Source organism: Streptomyces sp. NPDC051913 (genome assembly GCF_044593635.1).
Taxonomy (GTDB): Bacteria; Actinomycetota; Actinomycetes; order Streptomycetales; family Streptomycetaceae; genus Streptomyces.
The window spans coordinates 118,973-138,066 of sequence record NZ_JBIUCI010000010.1 but is presented as its reverse complement, the minus strand read 5'-3'; the positions used below and the strand labels follow the sequence as shown (position 1 = coordinate 138,066).

Sequence of the window (19,094 nt, the reverse complement as noted above, 5' to 3'; positions counted from 1 at the left end):
ATCTGGCTGATATTTCGAGCTTTTTTTGTGACCGATGCGATCAGCAGGCCGCCGAGGATGCGAATTTAATGCCCCGAGACGGTCACCGACCGATCATTCTCGAACATTTATTCAATTTCCCGGGGCTATGCGGGATTCCCCGGCGTGTTCTGCGGGTTCCGGGGCGTGGTGTGCGGCGCCTTCTGTGAGCGTGCCCGCTGCCAGCGGGCGAGCAACCCCTCCGGCACCTCTTCCGCCGTGAGCGCGAAGACGAGGTGGTCGCGCCAGGCTCCGTCGATGTGGAGATAACGGGGCCTGATCCCCTCCTCGCGGAATCCGAGTTTCTCCACGACCCGTCGGCTGGGCCCGTTCTCGGGGCGAATGCAGACCTCGATGCGGTGCAGACCTACGGTCCGGAAACAGTGGTCGACGACCAGTGCCACCGCGGTCGGCATCACGCCGCGGCCGGCCACCGACTCGTCCACCCAGTAGCCGACGTGCCCCGAGCACATCGAGCCCCAGGTGATCCCGGCGACGGTCAACTGCCCGACCAGGCGCCCCTGGTACTCGATGACGAACGGCAGCATCCGGCCCGCGTTCGCCTCGGACCGCAGATGCCTGACCATCTGCCGGTAGGTCGGCCGGTGCGCGATCGGCCCGCTGGGCGTGGGCGGCGGGATGGTCGCCTCCCAGGGGCGCAGCCAGTCGCGGTTGCGCCGGTTGACCTCGCGCCAGGCCCGCTGGTCGCGCATCTTTATCGGCCGCAGGACGACATCGCCGTCCGCGAGCACGACGGGCCAGGATGGGCTGTTCAGCTCGCACCCCCACTGCCGGCGCCGGGTCTGGGGTGGTCGCCGCCGCGGATCTGGTCGACGGCGTGGACCAGCAGGGGCTCCAGGACGGCCAGTCCGTCCTTCACCCCGCCGGTGGAACCCGGCAGGTTGACGATCAGCGTGCGGCCCGCCACTCCGGCGAGGCCTCGCGAGAGCGCCGCGGTCGGCACCTTCTCCCGTCCGAACGCCCGGATGGCCTCGGCGATGCCGGGCACCTCGTGGTCGATCACCTTGCGGGTGGCCTCGGGGGTGCGGTCGGTGGGCGAGATACCGGTGCCGCCGGTGGTGACGACGGCGTCGTAGCCGGCCTCCACGGCGGCGCGCAGGGCCGCCTCCACGGGATCGCCGTCGGGCACGACCTGCGGCCCCTCCACGGCGAAGCCGAAGCTCTTCAACCCCGCGGCGATGAGGGGGCCGCCCTTGTCCTCGTAGACACCGGCGGCGGCCCGGTTGGAGGCGGTCACGACCAGCGCGCGATACGGCGCGGGCACGGCTTCGTGCGTCCCGGCGCTCATGCCCGGCTCCAGTCGCCCGACTTCCCGCCGGTCTTCTCCTCCACGCGCACGTCCGTGATGACCGCTCCCTTGTCGACCGCCTTGACCATGTCGATCACGGTGAGCGCGGCGACGGAGACCGCGGTGAGGGCCTCCATCTCGACGCCCGTGCGGTCCGTCGTCCTGACGGTGGCGAGGATCTCCACGGCGTCGTCCGCGACCGACAGATCCAGTTTCACACCGGACACCGCCAAGGGGTGGCACAGCGGGATCAGGTCCGGGGTGCGCTTGGCGCCCATGATCCCCGCGATCCGCGCGGTGGCGAGGGCGTCGCCCTTGGGGACCCCCTCGCCGCGCAGCAGCTCGATCACGCGGGGCGAGACGAGGACGCGGCCACTGGCTCGGGCGGTGCGCGCGGTCACGTCCTTCTCGGATACGTCGACCATGCGGGCGGCGCCCGCCTCGTCGATGTGCGTCAGTCGGTCCTGCGTACTCATGCTGTGTGGCGCTCCCGGTCTCGGCCCTTCGCGGTGCGGCGCAGGGGCCTGCTGTGCGCGACACGGTACCGCCAACCAGGAGCACTCAGCCGAGCAGGACCACCTCGACCTCGGTGCCGGGCTCGACGCTCTCCACGTCCTCCGGGACGACGATCAGCGCGTTCGCGTGCGCGAGGGCCGCGACCAGGTGGGAGCCGGCGCCACCGACGGGCGTCACCGCGCCGTCGGCGTACGCCCCGCGCAGGAACTGCCTGCGTCCCTTCGGGGAGGTCAGCGCCTTTCCGGCGGTCAGCTTCGCGCGCGTGCGCGGCCGGTGGACGTCGGCCAGGCCCATGAGGGTGCGGATCGCGGGGCGCACGAACAGCTCGAAGGAGACGTACGACGACACCGGGTTGCCGGGCAGGGCGAGCAGCGGGGTGTGATCGGGGCCGATGGAGCCGAAGCCCTGGGGCTTGCCGGGCTGCATGGCGAGCTTGCGGAACTCGACGCCGCTGCCCGCCTCGTCCTCGTCGCCGACGTGCGAGAGGGCTTCCTTGACGACGTCGTACGCCCCGACGCTCACCCCGCCCGTGGTGACCATGAGGTCGGCGCGCACGAGCTGGTCCTCGATGGTGTCGCGGAGGGTCTCGGCGTCGTCGGCGACGGCGCCCACGCGGTAGGCGATGGCGCCGGCGTCGCGGGCGGCGGCGGTGAGGGCGAAGCTGTTGGAGTCGTAGATCTGGCCGCTGCCCAGGTCCTCGTCGGGCTGGACCAGCTCGCTGCCGGTGGACATGACGACCACGCGCGGGCGCGGGCGCACGCGTACGGTGCCGCGGCCGATCGCGGCGAGCAGGGCGATCTGCGGCGGGCCGAGGACCGTACCGGCGTCGAGGGCGCGGTCGCCGGCCTTCACGTCGCTGCCGGTGGCGCGTACGTGCGCGCGTGCCTCGGCCGGGCGGTACACGTGCACGTGCCCTTCGGCGCCCTCGGGGGCCAGCGCGCGGGCGCGCATGCCGGTCACGGGCCCCTCACCGAGGCCTCCGTCGGTCCACTCGACGGGTACGACGGTCTCGGCGCCGGGCGGCAGCGGGGCGCCGGTCATGATGCGGGCGGCCTGGCCGGGGCCGACGTGGAGCAGCTCGGACTGGCCCGCCGCGACGTCCCCGACGACGTCCAGGACGGCGGGGAACTCCTCGCTCGCGCCCGCGACATCCGCGACCCGTACCGCGTACCCGTCCATGGAGCTGTTGTCGAACGGCGGCAGTGACACCGGCACCGTGACGTCCTCGACCAGGACGCAGCCCTGGGCGTCGAGGAGTTGCAGCTCGATGGGTTCGAGGGGGCGGACGGTCGCGAGGATGTCCTCCAGGTGTTCGTCCACCGACCAGAGGTGGTCCTGGCCGGTGGTGCGGGGCACGGCGCTGCTCAACGTTGCTACATCTCCTCGGCTACGTAACTGCGAAGCCAGGTCCGGAAGTCCGGGCCCAGGTCTTCACGTTCGCACGCGAGTCTGACAATGGCACGCAGATAGTCGCCACGGTCCCCGGTGTCATAGCGGCGGCCCTTGAAGACGACGCCGTGCACGGGGCCGCCGACCTTCTCGTCCGCGGCGAGCTGCTGGAGGGCGTCGGTGAGCTGGATCTCACCGCCGCGGCCGGGCTCGGTCTTGCGCAATATCTCGAAGATGTGCGGGTCGAGGACGTAGCGGCCGATGATCGCGTAGTTGGAGGGCGCGTCGGCGGGGGCGGGCTTCTCGACCAGGTCGTGGACCTTGACCACGTCACCGTCGTCGGTCGGGTCCACGGCCGCGCAGCCGTAGAGGTGGATCTGCTCGGGGGCGACCTCCATGAGGGCGATGACGCTGCCGCCGTGCTGCTCCTGGACCTCGACCATCCGCTGGAGCAGGGGGTCGCGCGGGTCGATCAGGTCGTCGCCGAGGAGGACCGCGAAGGGTTCGTGTCCCACGTGCGGCGCGGCGCACAGCACGGCGTGACCGAGGCCCCTGGGGTCGCCCTGACGGACGTAGTGCATCGTCGCGAGGTCGCTGGACTGCTGCACCTTCGCGAGCCGGTCGGCGTCACCCTTCTTCTGAAGGGCGGACTCCAGCTCGTAGTTGCGGTCGAAGTGGTCCTCGAGAGGGCGCTTGTTGCGGCCCGTCACCATGAGGACGTCGTCGAGGCCCGCGGAGACGGCCTCCTCGACCACGTACTGGATCGCCGGCTTGTCCACGACCGGCAGCATCTCCTTGGGAGTGGCTTTGGTGGCCGGCAGGAACCGGGTGCCGAGGCCTGCTGCCGGGATGACAGCCTTGCTGATCCGAGGGTGCGACTGAGTCATGTCCGCAACCTTATCCGGTGCCTTTGCAAGGAATCTGAGGCTCCGGTTAATTAGCTCTGATATGAGCGTATTGAATGGATACGGGAGCGACCCTTGAGTCACAGCGGACGTCCTGACGAGCCTGACAAGCGAATGTTGCGGCGAGAGTTCCTCGCGGTGAGGAGCAGGTTGACGGCCGATGACGTGCGGGAATCCGCGGCCGCCCTGGCAGAGCGGGCACTTGGGCTGCCCGAGCTGGTGCGGGCGCGCACGGTGGCGGCGTACGTCTCGGTGGGGGGCGAGCCCGGCACGCTCGCGCTGTTGGACGCGCTGCGCGCGCGGGGCGTGCGCGTCCTGCTCCCCGCGCTCCTGCCCGACAACGACCTGGACTGGGGCGCGTACACCGGCGAGGGCTCGCTCGGGCGCGTCCAACACGGCGGAAAGATGGCCCTCTTCGAGCCCGCGGGCGAGCGCCTGGGCCCGGACGCGGTGACCGCCGCCGACGTGGTGCTGCTGCCAGGCCTCGCGGTCGACTCGCGCGGCATGCGTCTGGGGCGCGGCGGGGGGTCGTACGACCGTGTGCTGGCGCGCCTGGAACGGGCGGGTGCGCATCCCGCGCTGGTGGTGCTGCTCTACGACTGCGAGGTCGTCGAGCGCGTCCCGGAGGAGGCCCACGACCGGCCGGTGGACGCGGTGGTGACGCCGTCGGGCGTGCGCCGTTTCCGGGACGGGGCGCGGGCGACGGATCACTGAACGCCGCCCGGCGTACGCGAAGGGCCCCTCCACGCGCGTGGAGGGGCCCTTCGGTTGCTCGGGTTCAGCAGGCTTCAGCGGCTCACGGCTTGAGCACCAGGGTGTCGCTCGTGCTCTTGTCGACCGCGTCCTTCGAGAAGGACCAGTCCAGGAGTTCGCCCTTGACCCACTTGCCCGTCTGGTCGGTGTAGTGGGCGCTGTAGGCGTGCCCGGAGGCTCCGGTGAGGTTGATCCACTTCGACTTGTCGAGGTCGCCGAGGTTGACCACCATCCGCATCGAGGGCACCCAGATGACGCCGTAGCCGCCGGCGGCGTTCCAGCCGGTCGCGTTGACCGTGGCCTCGCCGCCGCTGAGCTTCCAGGGGCCGCGGTTGAGGATGTACTGGATGATGCCGGGGCCCTCGGTGCCGAGCGTCTGGTTCTTGAGGAACAGGCGGTGCAGCCGGCCCCAGCTCCAGGTGTCGATGTCCTTGCCGAGCTTGGCGGTCAGCTCCCAGCGGGCGTCGATCATGGCGCGCTTGAACAACTGGTCGCGGTTCTCGGCCTTGGGACGGTCACCGACGCCGGCCGGCGTCTTCCACCAGTCGCTCTTCTCGTCGTCCATGAGGTTGCGCACGACCTCGAACCAGCGGTCGCCACCGTCCGGCTGCGCCTGGTCGGGGTCGCGCTGACCGCACTCGCGCACCTCGGTCTCCTCGTCGACCGGACCGGTGCTGTCGGCCTTCTCGACCCACAGGCACTGGCCCTCGACGCGGAGTTCCTTGGGCAGCTTGTTGCCGAAGGCGAGCTTGAGGATGTTGCGCCAGACCGAGTTGAAGTAGGCGGCCGCCGCGGAGTCGGCGTCCTGGGTGTAGTCCCAGCCCTCCAGCAGCTTCTGCGCCTCGCGGACGTCCTTGTCCTCGATGTCGATCTTCAGCAGCTTGGGCACGAGCAGCTTGGCGATCTCGCTGCTGTTGTCGACCTGCATCTGCCGCATGTCGTCGGTCGAGATCTTGCCGCCGTCGTCGATCTTCGACTGGATCAGGTCGGTGATCCGCTGGCTGCGGGTGCCGTAGCCCCAGTCCGTGGTGAGCGTGTAGGGGTACTTGTCCTGGTCGACCACGGCCTGGTTGGCGGTGACGATGTAGCCGCGCGACGGGTTGTACTCGTAGGGCAGTTCGTCCTGCTGGATCCAGCCGGTCCAGCGGTACTTGGAGTCCCATCCCGGCTGCGGGATCGAGCCGTCGACGCCCTTCGCGCGCGTGGGGATCCTGCCGGGCAGCGTGTAGCCGATGTTCTTGCTGTCGGCGTAGACGAGGTTCTGCGACGGCACCTCGAACAGGGTGGCCGCGGCGCGGAAGTCGCTCCAGTTCGCCGCCTTGTCCATGGCGAAGACGGCGTCCATGGTGGTGCCCGCCTGGAGGGCCGTCCAGCGCAGGGCGATGCCGTAGCCGTCGCCGCGGTCGGGTGCGGCGGTGTCCACGGTGGCCTTCTTGCCGACCTTGACGAGTTCGTCGTCGCGGTCGGACAGCAGGGGGCCGTTGTTGGTCTCGCGGACGACGATCGTCTTGGACTTGCCGCCGGCGACCTTGATGGTCTCCTCGCGCGTGGTGAACGGCACGGTCTTGCCGTCGTACAGGTAGCCGCTGCCGCTGAGCTTCTCCAGGTACAGGTCGGTGACGTCCACGCCGGAGTTGGTCATGCCCCAGGCGATGTTCGCGTTGTGGCCGATGACGACGCCGGGCATGCCCGCGAAGGTGTAACCGGTGACGTCGTACTGGCACTTGCTGGAGACGGTGCGGCAGTGCAGGCCCATCTGGTACCAGACGGACGGCAGCGAGGCCGACAGGTGCGGGTCGTTGGCCAGCAGCGGGCTGCCGGTGATCGTGTACTGGCCGGAGACGACCCAGGCGTTGGAGCCGATGCCGTTGCCGTTCACGCCGACGGCCGTGGGGACGTCGTCCAGGACGTCCTGGAGGCCCGCCAGCTGGCTCTGGAGGGACGTGGAGGCCGTGGAGGTGCCGGTGGTGCCCGTCGTGCCGCCGGCGGAGCCTGCGGCGGACGTGGAGCCGCCCTGCTCGAACGTCTGGGTGAGCTCGTTGTACTGGCCCTCCTGGACGATCGCCTTGTTGCGGCTGTACGGGTACTCCGGGTACAGGTCGGCGATCTGCTTGGGGCCGAGACGACTGGTCATCAGGGCGCGGTCGATCTCGTCCTGCATGTTGCCGCGCAGGTCCCAGGCCATCGCCTTCAGCCAGGAGACCGAGTCGACGGGGGTCCACTGCTCGGGCTTGTAGTCGTTGGTGAAGCCCAGGGCGGCGTACTCGAGGGAGATCTCCTTGCCGTCCTTGCCGTCCAGGTAGGCGTTGACTCCCTTGGCGTACGCCTGGAGGTACTTCTTGGTGGAGGCCGACAGCTTGGTGTCGTACTCCTTCTTCGCGACCCGGTCCCAGCCGAGGGTGCGCAGGAACTCGTCGTTCTTGACCTGGCCCTTGCCGAACATCTCCGACAGGCGCCCGGAGGTCATGTGACGGCGCACGTCCATCTCGTAGAACCGGTCCTGCGCCTGGACGTAGCCCTGCGCCATGAACAGGTCCTCGTCGGTGGAGGCGTAGATCTGCGGGATGCCGTAGCCGTCGCGCTTCACGTCGACCGGTCCCGACAGGCCCTCGAGTGTGATCGAGCCCTTGGTCTGCGGGAGGGAGGCGCGGACGGTGCTGATGGACCAGTACGCCCCGTAGGCGATGCCGCCAATGATGGCCAATACCAGGACGAGGACGATGAGTCGGGCTTTGCGCCCCTTTTTCCTGCCGGACTTGCCGGGCTGCTGACCCGATGAGGCGGTGGTGTTGGGGGGCATCGCTGTCCTTGCTGTCCTAACGCGAGCGGCAGGGCGGGCTGTCCTTTTGAATGAGCGCTGGAGCAACCATAGGCGCAGGGCCCGACGCCACTTGACGCGGAGTGGGGAACCCGAACGGGCGAGCGTTCGATCTTGCCTTGAGGAGTGTCAAGAAATCGTCAAGAGTTAGGTAAGGTAACGAAGTACTTGGGTGCGAAGACCCGCCACTTCGTGTCCTATGTACGTGAGCCCACGCGCGCGTGCCGCCCGCGGGCCAGGGAAGGGAACAGCCGCTGACCGTCCACGACCTCAACCAGCTCCTGCTCGTCTGCTCGCTCGTCCTGCTCGTCGCCGTCGCAGCGGTCCGGATCTCCTCGCGCAGCGGGCTCCCCAGCCTGCTCGTCTACCTGGGCATCGGGATCGCCATGGGCCAGGACGGCCTCGGTGACATCAAGTTCGACAACGCCGAACTGACCCAGGTCATCGGATACGCGGCCCTGGTCGTGATCCTGGCCGAGGGTGGCCTGGGCACGAAGTGGAAGGAGATCGAGCCGGCCCTGCCGGCCGCCACCGCCCTGGCCCTGGCCGGCGTCGCGGTGAGCGTCGGGGTCACGGCGACGGCCGCCCACTACCTGATCGGCCTCGAGTGGCGGCAGGCGCTCATCATCGGAGCGGTGGTCTCCTCCACGGACGCGGCGGCGGTCTTCTCGGTCCTGCGGAAGATCCCCCTCCCCACGCGCGTGACGGGCACGCTGGAGGCCGAGTCCGGCTTCAACGACGCCCCTGTCGTCATCCTGGTCGTCGCCTTCTCCACGGCGGGCCCCGTCGAGCACTGGTATCTGCTGATCGGCGAGATAACCCTGGACCTGGCCATCGGCGCCGCCGTCGGCCTCGCGGTCGGCTGGCTGGGCTCCTGGGGGCTCCGGCACGTCGCCCTGCCCGCCTCCGGCCTCTACCCGATCGCCGTCATGGCGATCGCCGTGACGGCGTACGCGGCGGGCGCGCTGGCGCACGGCAGCGGCTTCCTCGGCGTCTACCTCGCCTCCATGGTCATGGGCAACGCCAAGCTCCCGCACTGGCCCGCCACGCGCGGGTTCGCCGACGGGCTCGGCTGGATCGCCCAGATCGGCATGTTCGTCCTGCTCGGCCTGCTCGTCACCCCGCACGAACTGGGCGACGACGTGTGGCCCGCGCTCGTCATCGGGCTGGTGCTGACCATGGTCGCGCGCCCCCTGAGCGTCGTGCTGTGCCTGACCCCGTTCCGGGTGCCCTGGCAGGAGCAGACCCTCATGTCCTGGGCCGGGCTGCGCGGCGCCGTGCCCATCATCCTGGCGACGATCCCCATGGTGAACGGCGTCGACGGCAGCCGCCGTGTCTTCAACATCGTCTTCGTCCTGGTCGTCGTCTACACCCTGGTCCAGGGGCCGACGCTCCCCTGGCTCGCCCGCAAGCTCCGGCTGGGCCAGGACGCCGAGGCCGCCGACCTCGGCATCGAGTCGGCGCCCCTGGAGCGACTGCGCGGACACCTGCTGTCCGTCGCGATCCCCGACGCCTCGAAGATGCACGGCGTCGAGGTCAACGAACTGCGCCTGCCGGCCGGGGCCGCGGTCACCCTCGTCGTCCGCGATGGAAAATCGTTCGTTCCCTTGCCCACGACGGTGCTGCGCCGCGGCGACGAACTGCTCGTGGTCGCCACGGACCCGGTCCGGGACGCGGCGGAGAAGCGGCTGCGCGCGGTGGGGCACGGGGGCAAGCTGGCCGGTTGGCTGGGCGGCAACGGCGAGTCGCCGGGCCGCTGACGGCCACCGCCGGTTAAAGGCATGTTTCGTACGGTTCACACCTTCACCAATCGCAGGTGAACAGCCTCTATGGTGCTCGTTTTCACAGGCGCATCAGCGGTAGATCCCTGTACGATGAAGGCGCACTTTGATCGAACCAACTCTGCCTGACGCAGAGCTGGCGCGACCGTATGGCGGCCGGAACACCCTCGCAGTGGGCGCCGGTATCTACCGCAGTTCCGCGCACGAGGACAGCTCTCGGCGCCCCCGCACGGGCGCGCTACCAGGCGGCAGAAAGGCACGGGCCGTGGCATCCACGGTCACCACCGAGCCGTCGAAGGACTCGCCGGCCTCCTCCCGCCCCGGATACGGGCAACTGCTGCGCACGCGCGGCGCCTGGACGTTCCTGCTCCCCGGTTTCGCGGCGCGGCAGCCGTTCGCGATGCTGACGATCTCCATCGTGCTGCTCGTGCAGCACACCACCGGCTCGTACGGAGCGGCGGGCGCCGCGGCCGCGGTCACCGGTGTCTCCATGGCGGTGTTCGCGCCCTACAGCGGCCGCCTCGCCGACCGTTACGGCCAGCGGACCGTGTTGATCCCCGGTGTGCTGGTGCACTCACTGTCGGGACTGACCCTGACGGCGCTCGCGCTCTCCCACGCACCCTTGTGGGCGCTGTTCATCGCCGCCGTGCCCACGGGCGCCTCGGTACCCCAGATCGGCCCCATGGTGCGCGCCCGCTGGGGCGTGAAGCTCCAGGGCTCCCCCCTCATGAGCACCGCGGCGGCCTTCGAGTCGGTCACGGACGAGCTGACCTTCGTCGTCGGCCCGCTCCTGGCCACCGCCCTGTGCACCGCGGTCGACCCGGCCGCCGGTCTGATGACGGAGGCCGCGCTGACCCTGATCGGCGGTCTGCTGTTCGCCGCGCAGAAGGGCACACAGCCCCAGGTCGCGGCGAAGGGGCACGCGCGCGTGGAGCACGCCTCGGCGCTGCGCGTCCCCGGCGTGCGCGTGCTGATCGTGACGTTCCTGGGCATCGGTTCCGTCTTCGGCGGCATGCAGGTCTCGCTGGCCGCGTTCACCGAGTCGATCGGCGAGCCCGGGCTGAACGGTGTCCTGTACGGCGTCTTCGCCGCGGGCAACATGATCTCCGGCATCGCCTGCGGCGCCATCGCGTGGAAGGTCGCTCCGCAGCGGCGCCTCGTGGTCGGGTACGCCGCGCTCGCGCTGACCGCCTCCGGCCTGTGGGCCGCCCAGTCCGTGCTCGCGCTGGCCGGGCTCGGCCTCCTGGTCGGCATGTCCATCGCGCCCGCGCTGATCACCGGCTACACGCTGGTCGAGGACCTGGTGCCGGCCGGCGCCCGGACCGAGGCCTTCACCTGGCTGACCGGTGCCGTGGCACTCGGCCAGGCCGGCGCCGTCACGGTCGCCGGACAGTTGGAGGACCGCTTCCGGGACGGTGCAGGATTCCTGGTCCCGATGGTCGGCACACTGCTCGCCCTGGCGACCCTCCTGGCCCTGCGTTCACGGCTCGTGGCGCGCCCCCGGAGTCGTACGGTCGCACGTGGCGTCGGTCACCGCGTGCCGGTGACGGTGGACTGATCCTCGGGAATACGTCACTATGGACCGTCGTTAGCACTCATTGAGTGAGAGTGCCAGGAGGAAGACAAGTGCCGACCTACCAGTACCAGTGCACCGAGTGCGGCGAGGGCCTCGAGGCGGTGCAGAAGTTCACCGACGACGCTCTGACCGAGTGCCCCAACTGCGGTGGCCGCCTGAAGAAGGTGTTCTCCGCGGTCGGCATTGTCTTCAAGGGCTCCGGCTTCTACCGCAACGACAGCCGCGGCTCCTCGTCGAGCAGCTCGCCCGCTTCGTCGTCGAAGTCGACGCCCGCCACGACGACGTCGTCCTCGTCCACCTCGACGTCCTCGTCCTCGGACTCGAAGCCGTCGAGCAGCGGCTCCTCCAGCAGCACCTCCGCCGCTTGAGTACTCACACGCGGACCCTGTCGTCGTACGACGGCGGGGTCCTCGGCCTTTTCGTAAAGCCCGATCCGGCCCGCCGCCGGGGCCAGCTACTGTGCTGGTCATGGCGAACGCAGAGATCGGCGTAATCGGCGGCTCGGGCTTCTACTCGTTCCTCGACGACGTGACCGAGATCCAGGTGGACACCCCCTACGGTCCGCCCAGCGACTCCCTCTTCCTCGGTGACGTGGCGGGCCGACGGGTCGCGTTCCTGCCCCGGCACGGGCGCGGTCACCATCTTCCGCCGCACCGGATCAACTACCGCGCCAATCTGTGGGCCCTGCGGTCGGTGGGCGCGCGTCAGATCCTCGGTCCCTGCGCGGTGGGCGGGCTGCGTCCCGAGTACGGCCCGGGCACGCTGCTGGTGCCGGATCAGCTGGTCGACCGCACGAAGTCCCGTGCGGGAACGTACTTCGACGGGCTCCCGCTGCCCGGCGGCGAGGTGCCCCACGTCGTACATGTGTCGCTGGCCGACCCCTACTGCCCGGTCGGCAGGACGGCGGCGTTGAAGGCGGCGCGCGGTCGGGACTGGGAGGCGGTGGACGGCGGAACGCTGGTCGTGATCGAGGGGCCGCGCTTCTCGACGCGTGCCGAATCGTTGTGGCACCAGGCGCAGGGCTGGTCGGTGGTGGGCATGACCGGCCATCCCGAGGCGGCGCTCGCTCGTGAACTGGAGCTCTGCTACACGTCGTTGACCCTGGTCACGGACCTCGACGCGGGCGCCGAGACCGGTGAGGGCGTCTCGCACGACGAGGTGCTGCGGGTGTTCGCGGCGAACGTGGACCGGCTGCGAGGCGTCCTGTTCGACGCGGTGGCCGCGCTGCCGGCCGACGACGAGCGGGACTGCCTGTGCACAACGGCGCTCGGCGGGATGGATCCGGGCTTCGAACTGCCCTGACGCGGGGCCGTATTCCGCGGCTGGAGTGCGGAACTCCCCGTTCGGGTGCGGGAGTTTTCCACAACCGGTCGGTCGTCCACCTGTCTCTGCGGGATTCGGCGCGAGGCCTCATCGTGGCCTTGCCGGCCGATTCCTCGTCACAGGTGGTGGTCCCGTGTCGTTCGCTCCTTCTCCCTCTCCTCTCGTTCCGCGCCCGCCGGGCAGCGACGCCCCCGCCACGTGCGAGGTGCCGCACTTCGCTCCCGTGCGGGTGCGGGGCGGTCGTCGTCAACTGGCCCGGCTCGTACGGCATCGCGGGCGGGCCCTCGCGGCGGGCCTCGCCGTGACGGCCGCGACGCTGTTGGCCGTCGGTCCGGACGGGGCGGACGGAGCCCGCGGGCATCCGGCGGCCGCGCCGGTACGGGAGCACCGTGCCGTCGAGATGGTGACGGCACCGGTGCGCATCGCCGACGGGGCCACGGTGCTGCTGCTGCGGCCCGGCGACCGGGTCGACGTGATCGCCGCCGATTCAGCGGCGGCGGGCGGCGACGCCCAGGTGATCGCGCGCGGGGTGCGGGTGAAGAAGGTGCCCGAGCCGCTGGAGGGCGCTGCCGAGAGCGGCGCGTTGGTGGTGCTCTCGGCGCCACGCTCCGTCGCGGCGCGCCTCGCGGGTGCGAGCGCCACGGCCCGCCTGGCGGTGACGCTGTGCTGAGCCGTGTCCTCCGCGTGTTCCGCTTGTTGCGCGACCTTGTGTCAAGTCCTTCGTTCGAGCTACCCAATTGGACAGGGTCACCTCGCGTTGACGTAGGTTGCGGAGCTGTTTGTTCCACAACCTGTGCCTGCGAGGAGAGTCCCCTAGGTGAGCAAGAAGAAGCCGAACGTCTTGGATGGCTTCAAAGCCTTCCTGATGCGCGGGAACGTCGTCGACCTGGCTGTGGCCGTGGTCATCGGCGCCGCCTTCACCAACATCGTCAACTCGGTGGTGAAGGGCGTGATCAACCCGCTGGTCGGGGCGATCGGGACCAAGAACCTCGACAGCTACAGCTCGTGCCTGAAGGACCCGTGCAAGGTCGCGGCGGACGGCACGGTGCAGAGCGGCATCCCGATCATGTGGGGCACCGTGCTCGGCGCGACGCTGAGCTTCGTGATCACCGCGGCGGTCGTGTACTTCCTGATGGTGCTGCCGATGTCGAAGTACCTGGCGCGACAGGAGGCCCGCAGGAAGGCGAAGGAGGGGACGCACGAGATCATCGAGGTCACCGAGCTGGAGGTCCTCAAGGAGATCCGCGACGCACTGGTCGCACAGCGCGGCTCGGGCCACGACGAGCGGTAGCGACCGCCACGGCCTGCCGGGTCCGGCGGGCCGTGCGGCGGACGGTTCGGAGGTGGTGCGGCGGACGGTTCAGAGGTGGTGGGGCGGCTTCTCGTCGAGGAAGCGCTTCAGATCCGCCGCACTGTCGGCGCCGTCCGCGCCCGCGCGCTCGCCCCAGCCGCGGTCCGTGTCGTCCGAGGACTGCTGGTCCAGCGGGTCGTCGAAGACCAGCGACGGCTTGGGGGTGCGGGGCTCGGGGTCGGGGGCGGTACTCATGGGTCCAGGGTACGGCCCAGGACGACGACGCGGCTGACGTGGCCGAGCATGGACCGAGCCGGCCACCGGGCGTCGAGCGCCGCTGGGGAAGGGGTCACTGACCTGGGGTTTCTTCCGGTCCTCGGGTCTCCCGTCCGCTGTGGAAGCGCTCACAAGAATTTCTGGCCGGTATCTGCTCTGCTTGGACGCATGACGTCCAGTTCGACTCCGTCCCCGGCGCCCTCCGACGCGCACGCCACCCGTAGCCCCTTGCGGCGGCTCAGCGCCCGCGGGCGCGACGAGGCCCATCGGGTCGCCTCGCCCCTGGAGCTCTTCTTCGACCTGTGCTTCGTCGTGGCCATCGCTCAGGCGGGCGTGCAGTTGGTGCACTCCGTCGCCGAGGGGCACGCCGGCGAAGGCATCCTCAACTACGCGATGGTCTTCTTCGCCATCTGGTGGGCCTGGATGAACTTCTCCTGGTTCGCCTCGGCGTACGACAACGACGACGTCCTCTACCGGGTCGTCACCCTGATCCAGATCGCCGGTGTGCTGGTGCTCGCGGCCGGGGTGTCGCGGGCCTTCGAGGACCACGAGTTCCTGACCGTCTGGCTGGGTTACGTGATCATGCGGCTCGCCATGTCCGCGCAGTGGATACGCGTGGCGCTCTCCAGCGAGGGCGCGGAGCGGACGATGGCTCTGCGCTACGCCGGTGGCGTGCTGCTCTGCATGGTCGGCTGGCTGGGACTTGTGGTGCTGCCCGTGGGGGCGAGGCCCTGGGTGTTCCTCGTGATGGCGGTGGTCGAGATGTGCGTGCCGGCGTACGCGGAGAAGGACTTCACCTCCTCCTGGCATCCGCACCACATCGCCGAGCGGTACGGCCTGTTCACCATCATCGTCCTCGGCGAGACGATCGCCGCGGCCACGGTCGCCGTGAAGTCCGCCGTCGACGAGAACGACGCCCTCGGGGAACTGCTGCCGATCGCCGCGGGCGGGCTGCTGATCGTGTTCGCGGCGTGGTGGATCTACTTCGTCGTGCCCATCCACGGCAGGCTGCGCACCAGCAAGCAGGCGTTCCTGTGGGGCTACGGCCACTACCTGATCTTCGCCTCCGCCGCCGCGATCGGCGCCGGGCTGGAGGTGGCGGTCGAGCAGGCGGTCGGCAAGGCGCACATCTCCACCCTGTCCGCGTCGGCCGCCGTGACGCTGCCGACGGCGCTCTATCTCCTCACCGTCTGGGCCCTGCACTCGCGCTACTTCAAGGTGGGTACCGCGCAGCAGCTGGTGCTGCCGGTCACGGCGCTGCTGGTGATCGCCTGCACGTTCCTGGGCGACTGGGCCGTACTCGCGGCCGGCATCGTCTCGGCGCTCGCCGTGGTGACGGGGACGACGCTGACGGCACGCATGGTGGCCCGGCAGCGCGGGGAGGCGGCACCGGCGCCGGTCGGGTGACGCACGCCGGCGCGGTTGCGGCGGTCGGTGCCGGTTCCGCGCCGCTGGGCCGGTGCCGGAGTGGCCTGGACGAGACTGGGGCCATGACAGTTGACGCTCTGACGGACGTCGCCGGTGTGCGCGTGGGGCACGCGACGCGCACCGGCGACGGTTGGCTCACCGGTACCACCGTGGTGCTCGCCCCAAAGGGCGGTGCCGTCGCCGCCGTGGACGTGCGCGGCGGCGGTCCCGGCACCAAGGAGACCGACGCCCTCGACCCGCGCAACGTCGTGCAGAAGGTCGAGGCGATCGTGCTGACCGGAGGCAGCGCCTACGGGCTCGACGCCGCGACCGGCGTGATGGCGTGGCTGGAGGAGCAGGGTCGCGGAGTGCGCGTCGGGGCGGATCCGACCCATGTCGTCCCCGTCGTACCCGCCGCCTGCGTCTTCGACCTCGGGCGGGGCGGCGACTTCCGGGCCAGGCCGGATGCCGCCGTCGGCCGTGCGGCCGTCGAGGCGGCCGCGGCGAGCGCACCCGGCGAGCGGGTGCGGGAAGGGGGCGTGGGCGCGGGTACGGGCGCCGCTGTCGGAGCGCTGAAGGGCGGGGTCGGCAGCGCGAGCGTCGTGCTCGGGTCGGGGATCACGGTCGCCGCGCTGGTGGTGGCCAACGCGGCGGGCGCCGTACTGGATCCGGAGACGGGGGTTCTGTACGGGGAGTTGTTCCAGGGGCGGGTGGACCATCCGCAGGCGCACGTCCACGACGCCGCGTGCCGGCGTCTCGCCGAGGCCGCGGCGAAGAACGCCGCTCCCCTTCTGAACACCACGCTCGCGGTCGTCGCCACCGACGCGGATCTGTCGAAGGCGCAGGCGCAGAAGCTCGCCGGCACGGCGCACGACGGCATCGCGCGTGCCGTGCGGCCGGTGCACCTTCTGAACGACGGCGACACCGTGTTCACTCTGGCCACGGGACGGCGCGCGCTGGACGCCGAGCACCCCCTGGCGCTCAACGAACTCCTCGCGGCGGGCGCCGACATGGTGACCCGCGCGATCGTGCGCGCCGTGCGCGCGGCCGAGTCGGTGCGCGGGCCGGGTGGGGAGTGGCCGTCGTACGGGGAGTTGTACGGGGGCGGCTGACACGAGTGGCGCGTTTCGTGTGGGGATTGTCCCGGTTCTGTCACGTGATGGCGTTCACCGCCAAGGGAGGGAACCCGACCGGCCCTGGATGCGCTCTTTCTCCACGCACTGGAGCGGATCACGCACATCACACGAACCGGGAGCAGCTCGTGACAACGCCGGACATAGCAACGAGGCGCGCACTGGGGGCCTGTGCCGTCCTGGCGGTCGGCGCCCTCACCCTCACCGCCTGTGGCGGCGGCGCCGACGGCAAGGACGACGGCAAGAGCGCCGGGAACTCCCCGAAGACGTCGGCGGCGAAGATCGTCATCTCGGCGAAGAACGGTTCGACGGGCGCGTCGATCAACACGACGGGGGTCAAGGTCAGCGGGGGCGAGCTGACCGTCGTGAAGATGACGGTGGCGGGCACGGGGCAGGACGTGCCGGGCACGCTCTCCGCGGACGGGGGCAGTTGGAAGCCGAAGGAGCAGTTGGAGCGGGAGACGAAGTACGAGATATCGGCGAGCGCGAAGGACGCCGACGGTCGTGCCGTCTCCGACGACTCGACCTTCACCACGGTCAGCAAGGCGAACAGCTTCATCGGGACGTACACGCCGGACGGCGGTACGACGGTGGGGGTCGGGATGCCGGTGTCGTTCACCTTCGACAAGGCGATCAGCGACAAGAAGGCCGTGCAGTCGCACATCACGGTCTCCTCCAGCAGTGGGCAGCAGGTGGTCGGGCACTGGTTCGGGTCGCAGCGGCTCGACTTCCGGCCGCAGGAGTACTGGAAGGCCGGCTCCAAGGTCACGATGAAGATCGACCTGGACGGCGTGAAGGGCGCGAACGGCGTCGTCGGCGTACAGAAGAAGACCGTCAGCTTCACGATCGGGCGGTCCCAGGTCTCCACGGTCGACGTGAACACGCAGACGATGACGGTCGTGCGGGACGGCAGGACCTTCAAGTCGGTGCCGATCTCGGCGGGCAGCGCGGAGTTCACCACCTACAACGGACAGATGGTGATCTCCGAGAAGTTCCCGAAGCTGCGGATGGACAGCCGGACGGTCGGGCTCGACAACGCCTACGACATCCCGGACGTGCCGCACGCGATGCGGCTGACCCAGTCGGGGACGTTCATCCACGGCAACTACTGGTACAACAAGGCCAATCCGCCCTTCGGGCAGACGGGCACCAGTCACGGGTGCGTGGGACTTCAGGACGTGCAGGGCGGCTCGGGGGCGACGAACGCCAAGTGGTTCTACGACAACTCCATCCTCGGGGACGTCGTGATCGTCAAGAACTCGCCCGACAAGACGGTGGCACCGGACAACGGGCTCAACGGCTGGAACATGTCGTGGAGCCAGTGGACCGCCGGAAGCGCCGTGTGAGTTCGCGCGCGGCGTCGTGCGCCAAGTGGCTTCTGACCGGCTGTTTTTGACGGATCTTCGGGCCGCGTGGGAACTTCTCACGCGGCCCGGGAGTTTTCCGTGCGTACGTTTTCTCGGTTCCCGGACATGATGTCCGACCGAGGGGCTACGGTATGCACCCACAAGGTGACATGCAGCAACGCCGGGAGAAACCTTGAGCGTTCCGTACGAGACAGCAGCGTACGAGCCACGCGAGTCGCCCGAGTCTCCGGAGGAGCACCTCGCGCGACTCCTCGGCCGTGCGCTGAACTCCTTCGAGCTGCCCGACGAGGCGATACAGCGACTCGACTGCGCGCTGGCGCACGACAGCTCGCTGCACTCCGCGCACCACAGCGCGGGGCTGCACCGCGAGACGTACCGCCACACCTGGCTGCTCGCCGACGGCTCCGCGCTCACGTTCTGGGAGTTGGTCCACAACACCGTGCCGGGCAGCGACCCGCAGCACGAGGTGTACGTCGACGAGGAGGAGCTGCGCGCGGCCACCGCCCGGCTGCCGCTGCCCGCGGACACCCCCGACTTCGAGCTGCCGGTGACGGTGCAGTTGTCGCCGATCCCCGCGCCCCGGCACGCGTACGTGCCCGACGACTCCGCCGATCACGCGCGTCGGCTCCTGCGCCGCGCGGAGAATCCGGACCGGCCGGGTGCGGAGACGGCGGCGCTGCTCACGGACGCGTTCGCGCACCAGATCACGCAGGCGTTCGGACGCCCGTGCCGCGCGGGGCGTATCGGACTGTGCTTCTCGCTCTACGAGCACGCGTTCCTGCTGCGTGACGGCGAGGAGATCTCCCTGTGGGAGGTCGAGCACACGGCCACGCCCGACGGGCGGCACATGTGCGAGGTGTACGTCTCCGAGGACGCCGCCCGGGATGCGATGGAGCGGCGGGCGGCACGCGTTTCCTGACGCGCGCCCGCATGACGAGCGGGTGACCTCTTGGGTCTCAGCGGCCGTCGCTGAGCTGTCGTACCAGGCCCGCGAAGGCGTCCCGTTCCGCCGGGGTGAGCTGGACGGACTCCAGGTCGGGGCCCGCCTGCCGCTGGTACGGAAGGCCCCCGAGAGCGGGGGCGGCTCCCCACAGGGCGGCCTCTCGGCCGCGGCGCAGGACGCGGGTCAGGCCGATCGCCCAGACGACGGTCGCCAGGGCGAGGACGGCCATTCCCGCCATCTGGAAGATCGAGACGTGCTCAGGCATGCGCCCCAGTAGACACCACAGTCC

The 19,094-nt window shown here is 70.1% G+C and carries 19 protein-coding genes; 11 read left to right on the top strand and 8 right to left on the bottom strand.

Features of this window, described 5'->3' with window-relative positions; translation table 11 throughout:
- Nucleotides 1-125 precede the first annotated feature (125 nt).
- The 5 genes from ACIHIX_RS28775 to galU all read right to left on the bottom strand — a co-directional run bounded on the left by ACIHIX_RS28775 (nt 126) and on the right by galU (nt 4,119).
- On the bottom strand, nt 126-770 hold the full coding sequence (locus ACIHIX_RS28775; RefSeq protein WP_399961083.1) for a GNAT family N-acetyltransferase: 645 nt from the start codon (nt 768-770) through the stop codon (nt 126-128).
- Nucleotides 771-790: 20 nt separating this feature from the next.
- Nucleotides 791-1,327, bottom strand: a complete 537-nt coding sequence (locus tag ACIHIX_RS28770; protein ID WP_399961081.1) for a molybdenum cofactor biosynthesis protein B — start codon at nt 1,325-1,327, stop codon at nt 791-793.
- Nucleotides 1,324-1,803: a cyclic pyranopterin monophosphate synthase MoaC gene (gene moaC, locus ACIHIX_RS28765; protein ID WP_329338094.1), complete on the bottom strand. Its 480-nt coding sequence runs from the start codon at nt 1,801-1,803 to the stop codon at nt 1,324-1,326. The genes ACIHIX_RS28770 and moaC overlap by 4 nt, the downstream gene beginning before the upstream one ends.
- A gap of 85 nt (nt 1,804-1,888) precedes the next feature.
- On the bottom strand, nt 1,889-3,211 hold the full coding sequence (gene glp / locus ACIHIX_RS28760; RefSeq protein ID WP_399961079.1) for a gephyrin-like molybdotransferase Glp: 1,323 nt from the start codon (nt 3,209-3,211) through the stop codon (nt 1,889-1,891).
- 5 nt (nt 3,212-3,216) lie between these two features.
- On the bottom strand, nt 3,217-4,119 hold the full coding sequence (galU, locus tag ACIHIX_RS28755; RefSeq protein ID WP_399961077.1) for a UTP--glucose-1-phosphate uridylyltransferase GalU: 903 nt from the start codon (nt 4,117-4,119) through the stop codon (nt 3,217-3,219).
- A gap of 132 nt (nt 4,120-4,251) precedes the next feature.
- Here galU and ACIHIX_RS28750 point away from each other — a divergent pair, with 132 nt between their 5' ends.
- Nucleotides 4,252-4,851, top strand: a complete 600-nt coding sequence (locus ACIHIX_RS28750; protein WP_399961075.1) for a 5-formyltetrahydrofolate cyclo-ligase — start codon at nt 4,252-4,254, stop codon at nt 4,849-4,851.
- An 82-nt stretch (nt 4,852-4,933) separates the two neighbouring features.
- Here the strand turns inward: ACIHIX_RS28750 and ACIHIX_RS28745 are convergent, their stop codons facing one another.
- Nucleotides 4,934-7,690, bottom strand: a complete 2,757-nt coding sequence (locus ACIHIX_RS28745) for a penicillin acylase family protein (protein ID WP_399961074.1) — start codon at nt 7,688-7,690, stop codon at nt 4,934-4,936.
- Nucleotides 7,691-7,929: 239 nt separating this feature from the next.
- Here ACIHIX_RS28745 and ACIHIX_RS28740 point away from each other — a divergent pair, with 239 nt between their 5' ends.
- The 6 genes from ACIHIX_RS28740 to mscL all read left to right on the top strand — a co-directional run bounded on the left by ACIHIX_RS28740 (nt 7,930) and on the right by mscL (nt 13,679).
- Nucleotides 7,930-9,468 carry a potassium/proton antiporter gene (locus tag ACIHIX_RS28740; RefSeq protein WP_399961072.1) on the top strand — a complete coding sequence of 513 codons (1,539 nt, stop codon included), beginning with the start codon at nt 7,930-7,932 and terminating at the stop codon, nt 9,466-9,468.
- 286 nt (nt 9,469-9,754) lie between these two features.
- Nucleotides 9,755-11,047 (top strand): MFS transporter, encoded by a 1,293-nt coding sequence (locus ACIHIX_RS28735; RefSeq protein ID WP_399961070.1) that lies wholly within the window; start codon nt 9,755-9,757, stop codon nt 11,045-11,047.
- Nucleotides 11,048-11,115: 68 nt separating this feature from the next.
- Nucleotides 11,116-11,433 (top strand): FmdB family zinc ribbon protein, encoded by a 318-nt coding sequence (locus ACIHIX_RS28730; RefSeq protein WP_399961068.1) that lies wholly within the window; start codon nt 11,116-11,118, stop codon nt 11,431-11,433.
- 100 nt (nt 11,434-11,533) lie between these two features.
- Nucleotides 11,534-12,367: an S-methyl-5'-thioadenosine phosphorylase gene (locus ACIHIX_RS28725; protein ID WP_399961066.1), complete on the top strand. Its 834-nt coding sequence runs from the start codon at nt 11,534-11,536 to the stop codon at nt 12,365-12,367.
- Nucleotides 12,368-12,521: 154 nt separating this feature from the next.
- Nucleotides 12,522-13,058 carry a hypothetical protein gene (locus ACIHIX_RS28720; RefSeq protein WP_399961064.1) on the top strand — a complete coding sequence of 179 codons (537 nt, stop codon included), beginning with the start codon at nt 12,522-12,524 and terminating at the stop codon, nt 13,056-13,058.
- 147 nt (nt 13,059-13,205) lie between these two features.
- A complete protein-coding gene (mscL, locus tag ACIHIX_RS28715) occupies nt 13,206-13,679 on the top strand; it encodes a large conductance mechanosensitive channel protein MscL (protein WP_399961062.1) in 474 nt (157 codons plus the stop codon).
- 69 nt (nt 13,680-13,748) lie between these two features.
- Here mscL and ACIHIX_RS28710 read toward each other — a convergent pair whose 3' ends face one another.
- On the bottom strand, nt 13,749-13,934 hold the full coding sequence (locus ACIHIX_RS28710; protein ID WP_399961061.1) for a hypothetical protein: 186 nt from the start codon (nt 13,932-13,934) through the stop codon (nt 13,749-13,751).
- A gap of 189 nt (nt 13,935-14,123) precedes the next feature.
- Here ACIHIX_RS28710 and ACIHIX_RS28705 point away from each other — a divergent pair, with 189 nt between their 5' ends.
- The 4 genes from ACIHIX_RS28705 (at nt 14,124) to ACIHIX_RS28690 (ending at nt 18,781) form a co-directional block, all read left to right on the top strand.
- Nucleotides 14,124-15,362 carry a low temperature requirement protein A gene (locus tag ACIHIX_RS28705; RefSeq protein ID WP_399961059.1) on the top strand — a complete coding sequence of 413 codons (1,239 nt, stop codon included), beginning with the start codon at nt 14,124-14,126 and terminating at the stop codon, nt 15,360-15,362.
- 83 nt (nt 15,363-15,445) lie between these two features.
- Nucleotides 15,446-16,474 carry a P1 family peptidase gene (locus tag ACIHIX_RS28700; protein ID WP_399961057.1) on the top strand — a complete coding sequence of 343 codons (1,029 nt, stop codon included), beginning with the start codon at nt 15,446-15,448 and terminating at the stop codon, nt 16,472-16,474.
- Between the two features lie 149 nt (nt 16,475-16,623).
- On the top strand, nt 16,624-17,841 hold the full coding sequence (locus ACIHIX_RS28695; RefSeq protein WP_399961055.1) for an Ig-like domain-containing protein: 1,218 nt from the start codon (nt 16,624-16,626) through the stop codon (nt 17,839-17,841).
- Between the two features lie 193 nt (nt 17,842-18,034).
- On the top strand, nt 18,035-18,781 hold the full coding sequence (locus ACIHIX_RS28690) for a DUF6227 family protein (protein WP_399961053.1): 747 nt from the start codon (nt 18,035-18,037) through the stop codon (nt 18,779-18,781).
- A 37-nt stretch (nt 18,782-18,818) separates the two neighbouring features.
- On the opposite strand, the gene ACIHIX_RS28685 is transcribed toward ACIHIX_RS28690, so the two are convergent.
- Nucleotides 18,819-19,070 carry a hypothetical protein gene (locus ACIHIX_RS28685; RefSeq protein ID WP_399961051.1) on the bottom strand — a complete coding sequence of 84 codons (252 nt, stop codon included), beginning with the start codon at nt 19,068-19,070 and terminating at the stop codon, nt 18,819-18,821.
- Nucleotides 19,071-19,094 lie beyond the last annotated feature (24 nt).

What these genes read in the sequence shown, in the direction of transcription:
- ACIHIX_RS28770 (WP_399961081.1), bottom strand. Translation starts at nt 1,327, where the DNA reads ATGAGCGCCGGGACGCACGAAGCCGTGCCCGCGCCGTATCGCGCGCTG.
- moaC (WP_329338094.1), bottom strand. Translation starts at nt 1,803, where the DNA reads ATGAGTACGCAGGACCGACTGACGCACATCGACGAGGCGGGCGCCGCC.
- galU (WP_399961077.1), bottom strand. Translation starts at nt 4,119, where the DNA reads ATGACTCAGTCGCACCCTCGGATCAGCAAGGCTGTCATCCCGGCAGCA.
- ACIHIX_RS28750 (WP_399961075.1), top strand. Translation starts at nt 4,252, where the DNA reads ATGTTGCGGCGAGAGTTCCTCGCGGTGAGGAGCAGGTTGACGGCCGAT.
- ACIHIX_RS28745 (WP_399961074.1), bottom strand. Translation starts at nt 7,690, where the DNA reads ATGCCCCCCAACACCACCGCCTCATCGGGTCAGCAGCCCGGCAAGTCC.
- ACIHIX_RS28725 (WP_399961066.1), top strand. Translation starts at nt 11,534, where the DNA reads ATGGCGAACGCAGAGATCGGCGTAATCGGCGGCTCGGGCTTCTACTCG.
- ACIHIX_RS28710 (WP_399961061.1), bottom strand. Translation starts at nt 13,934, where the DNA reads ATGAGTACCGCCCCCGACCCCGAGCCCCGCACCCCCAAGCCGTCGCTG.
- ACIHIX_RS28705 (WP_399961059.1), top strand. Translation starts at nt 14,124, where the DNA reads ATGACGTCCAGTTCGACTCCGTCCCCGGCGCCCTCCGACGCGCACGCC.
- ACIHIX_RS28700 (WP_399961057.1), top strand. Translation starts at nt 15,446, where the DNA reads ATGACAGTTGACGCTCTGACGGACGTCGCCGGTGTGCGCGTGGGGCAC.
- ACIHIX_RS28685 (WP_399961051.1), bottom strand. Translation starts at nt 19,070, where the DNA reads ATGCCTGAGCACGTCTCGATCTTCCAGATGGCGGGAATGGCCGTCCTC.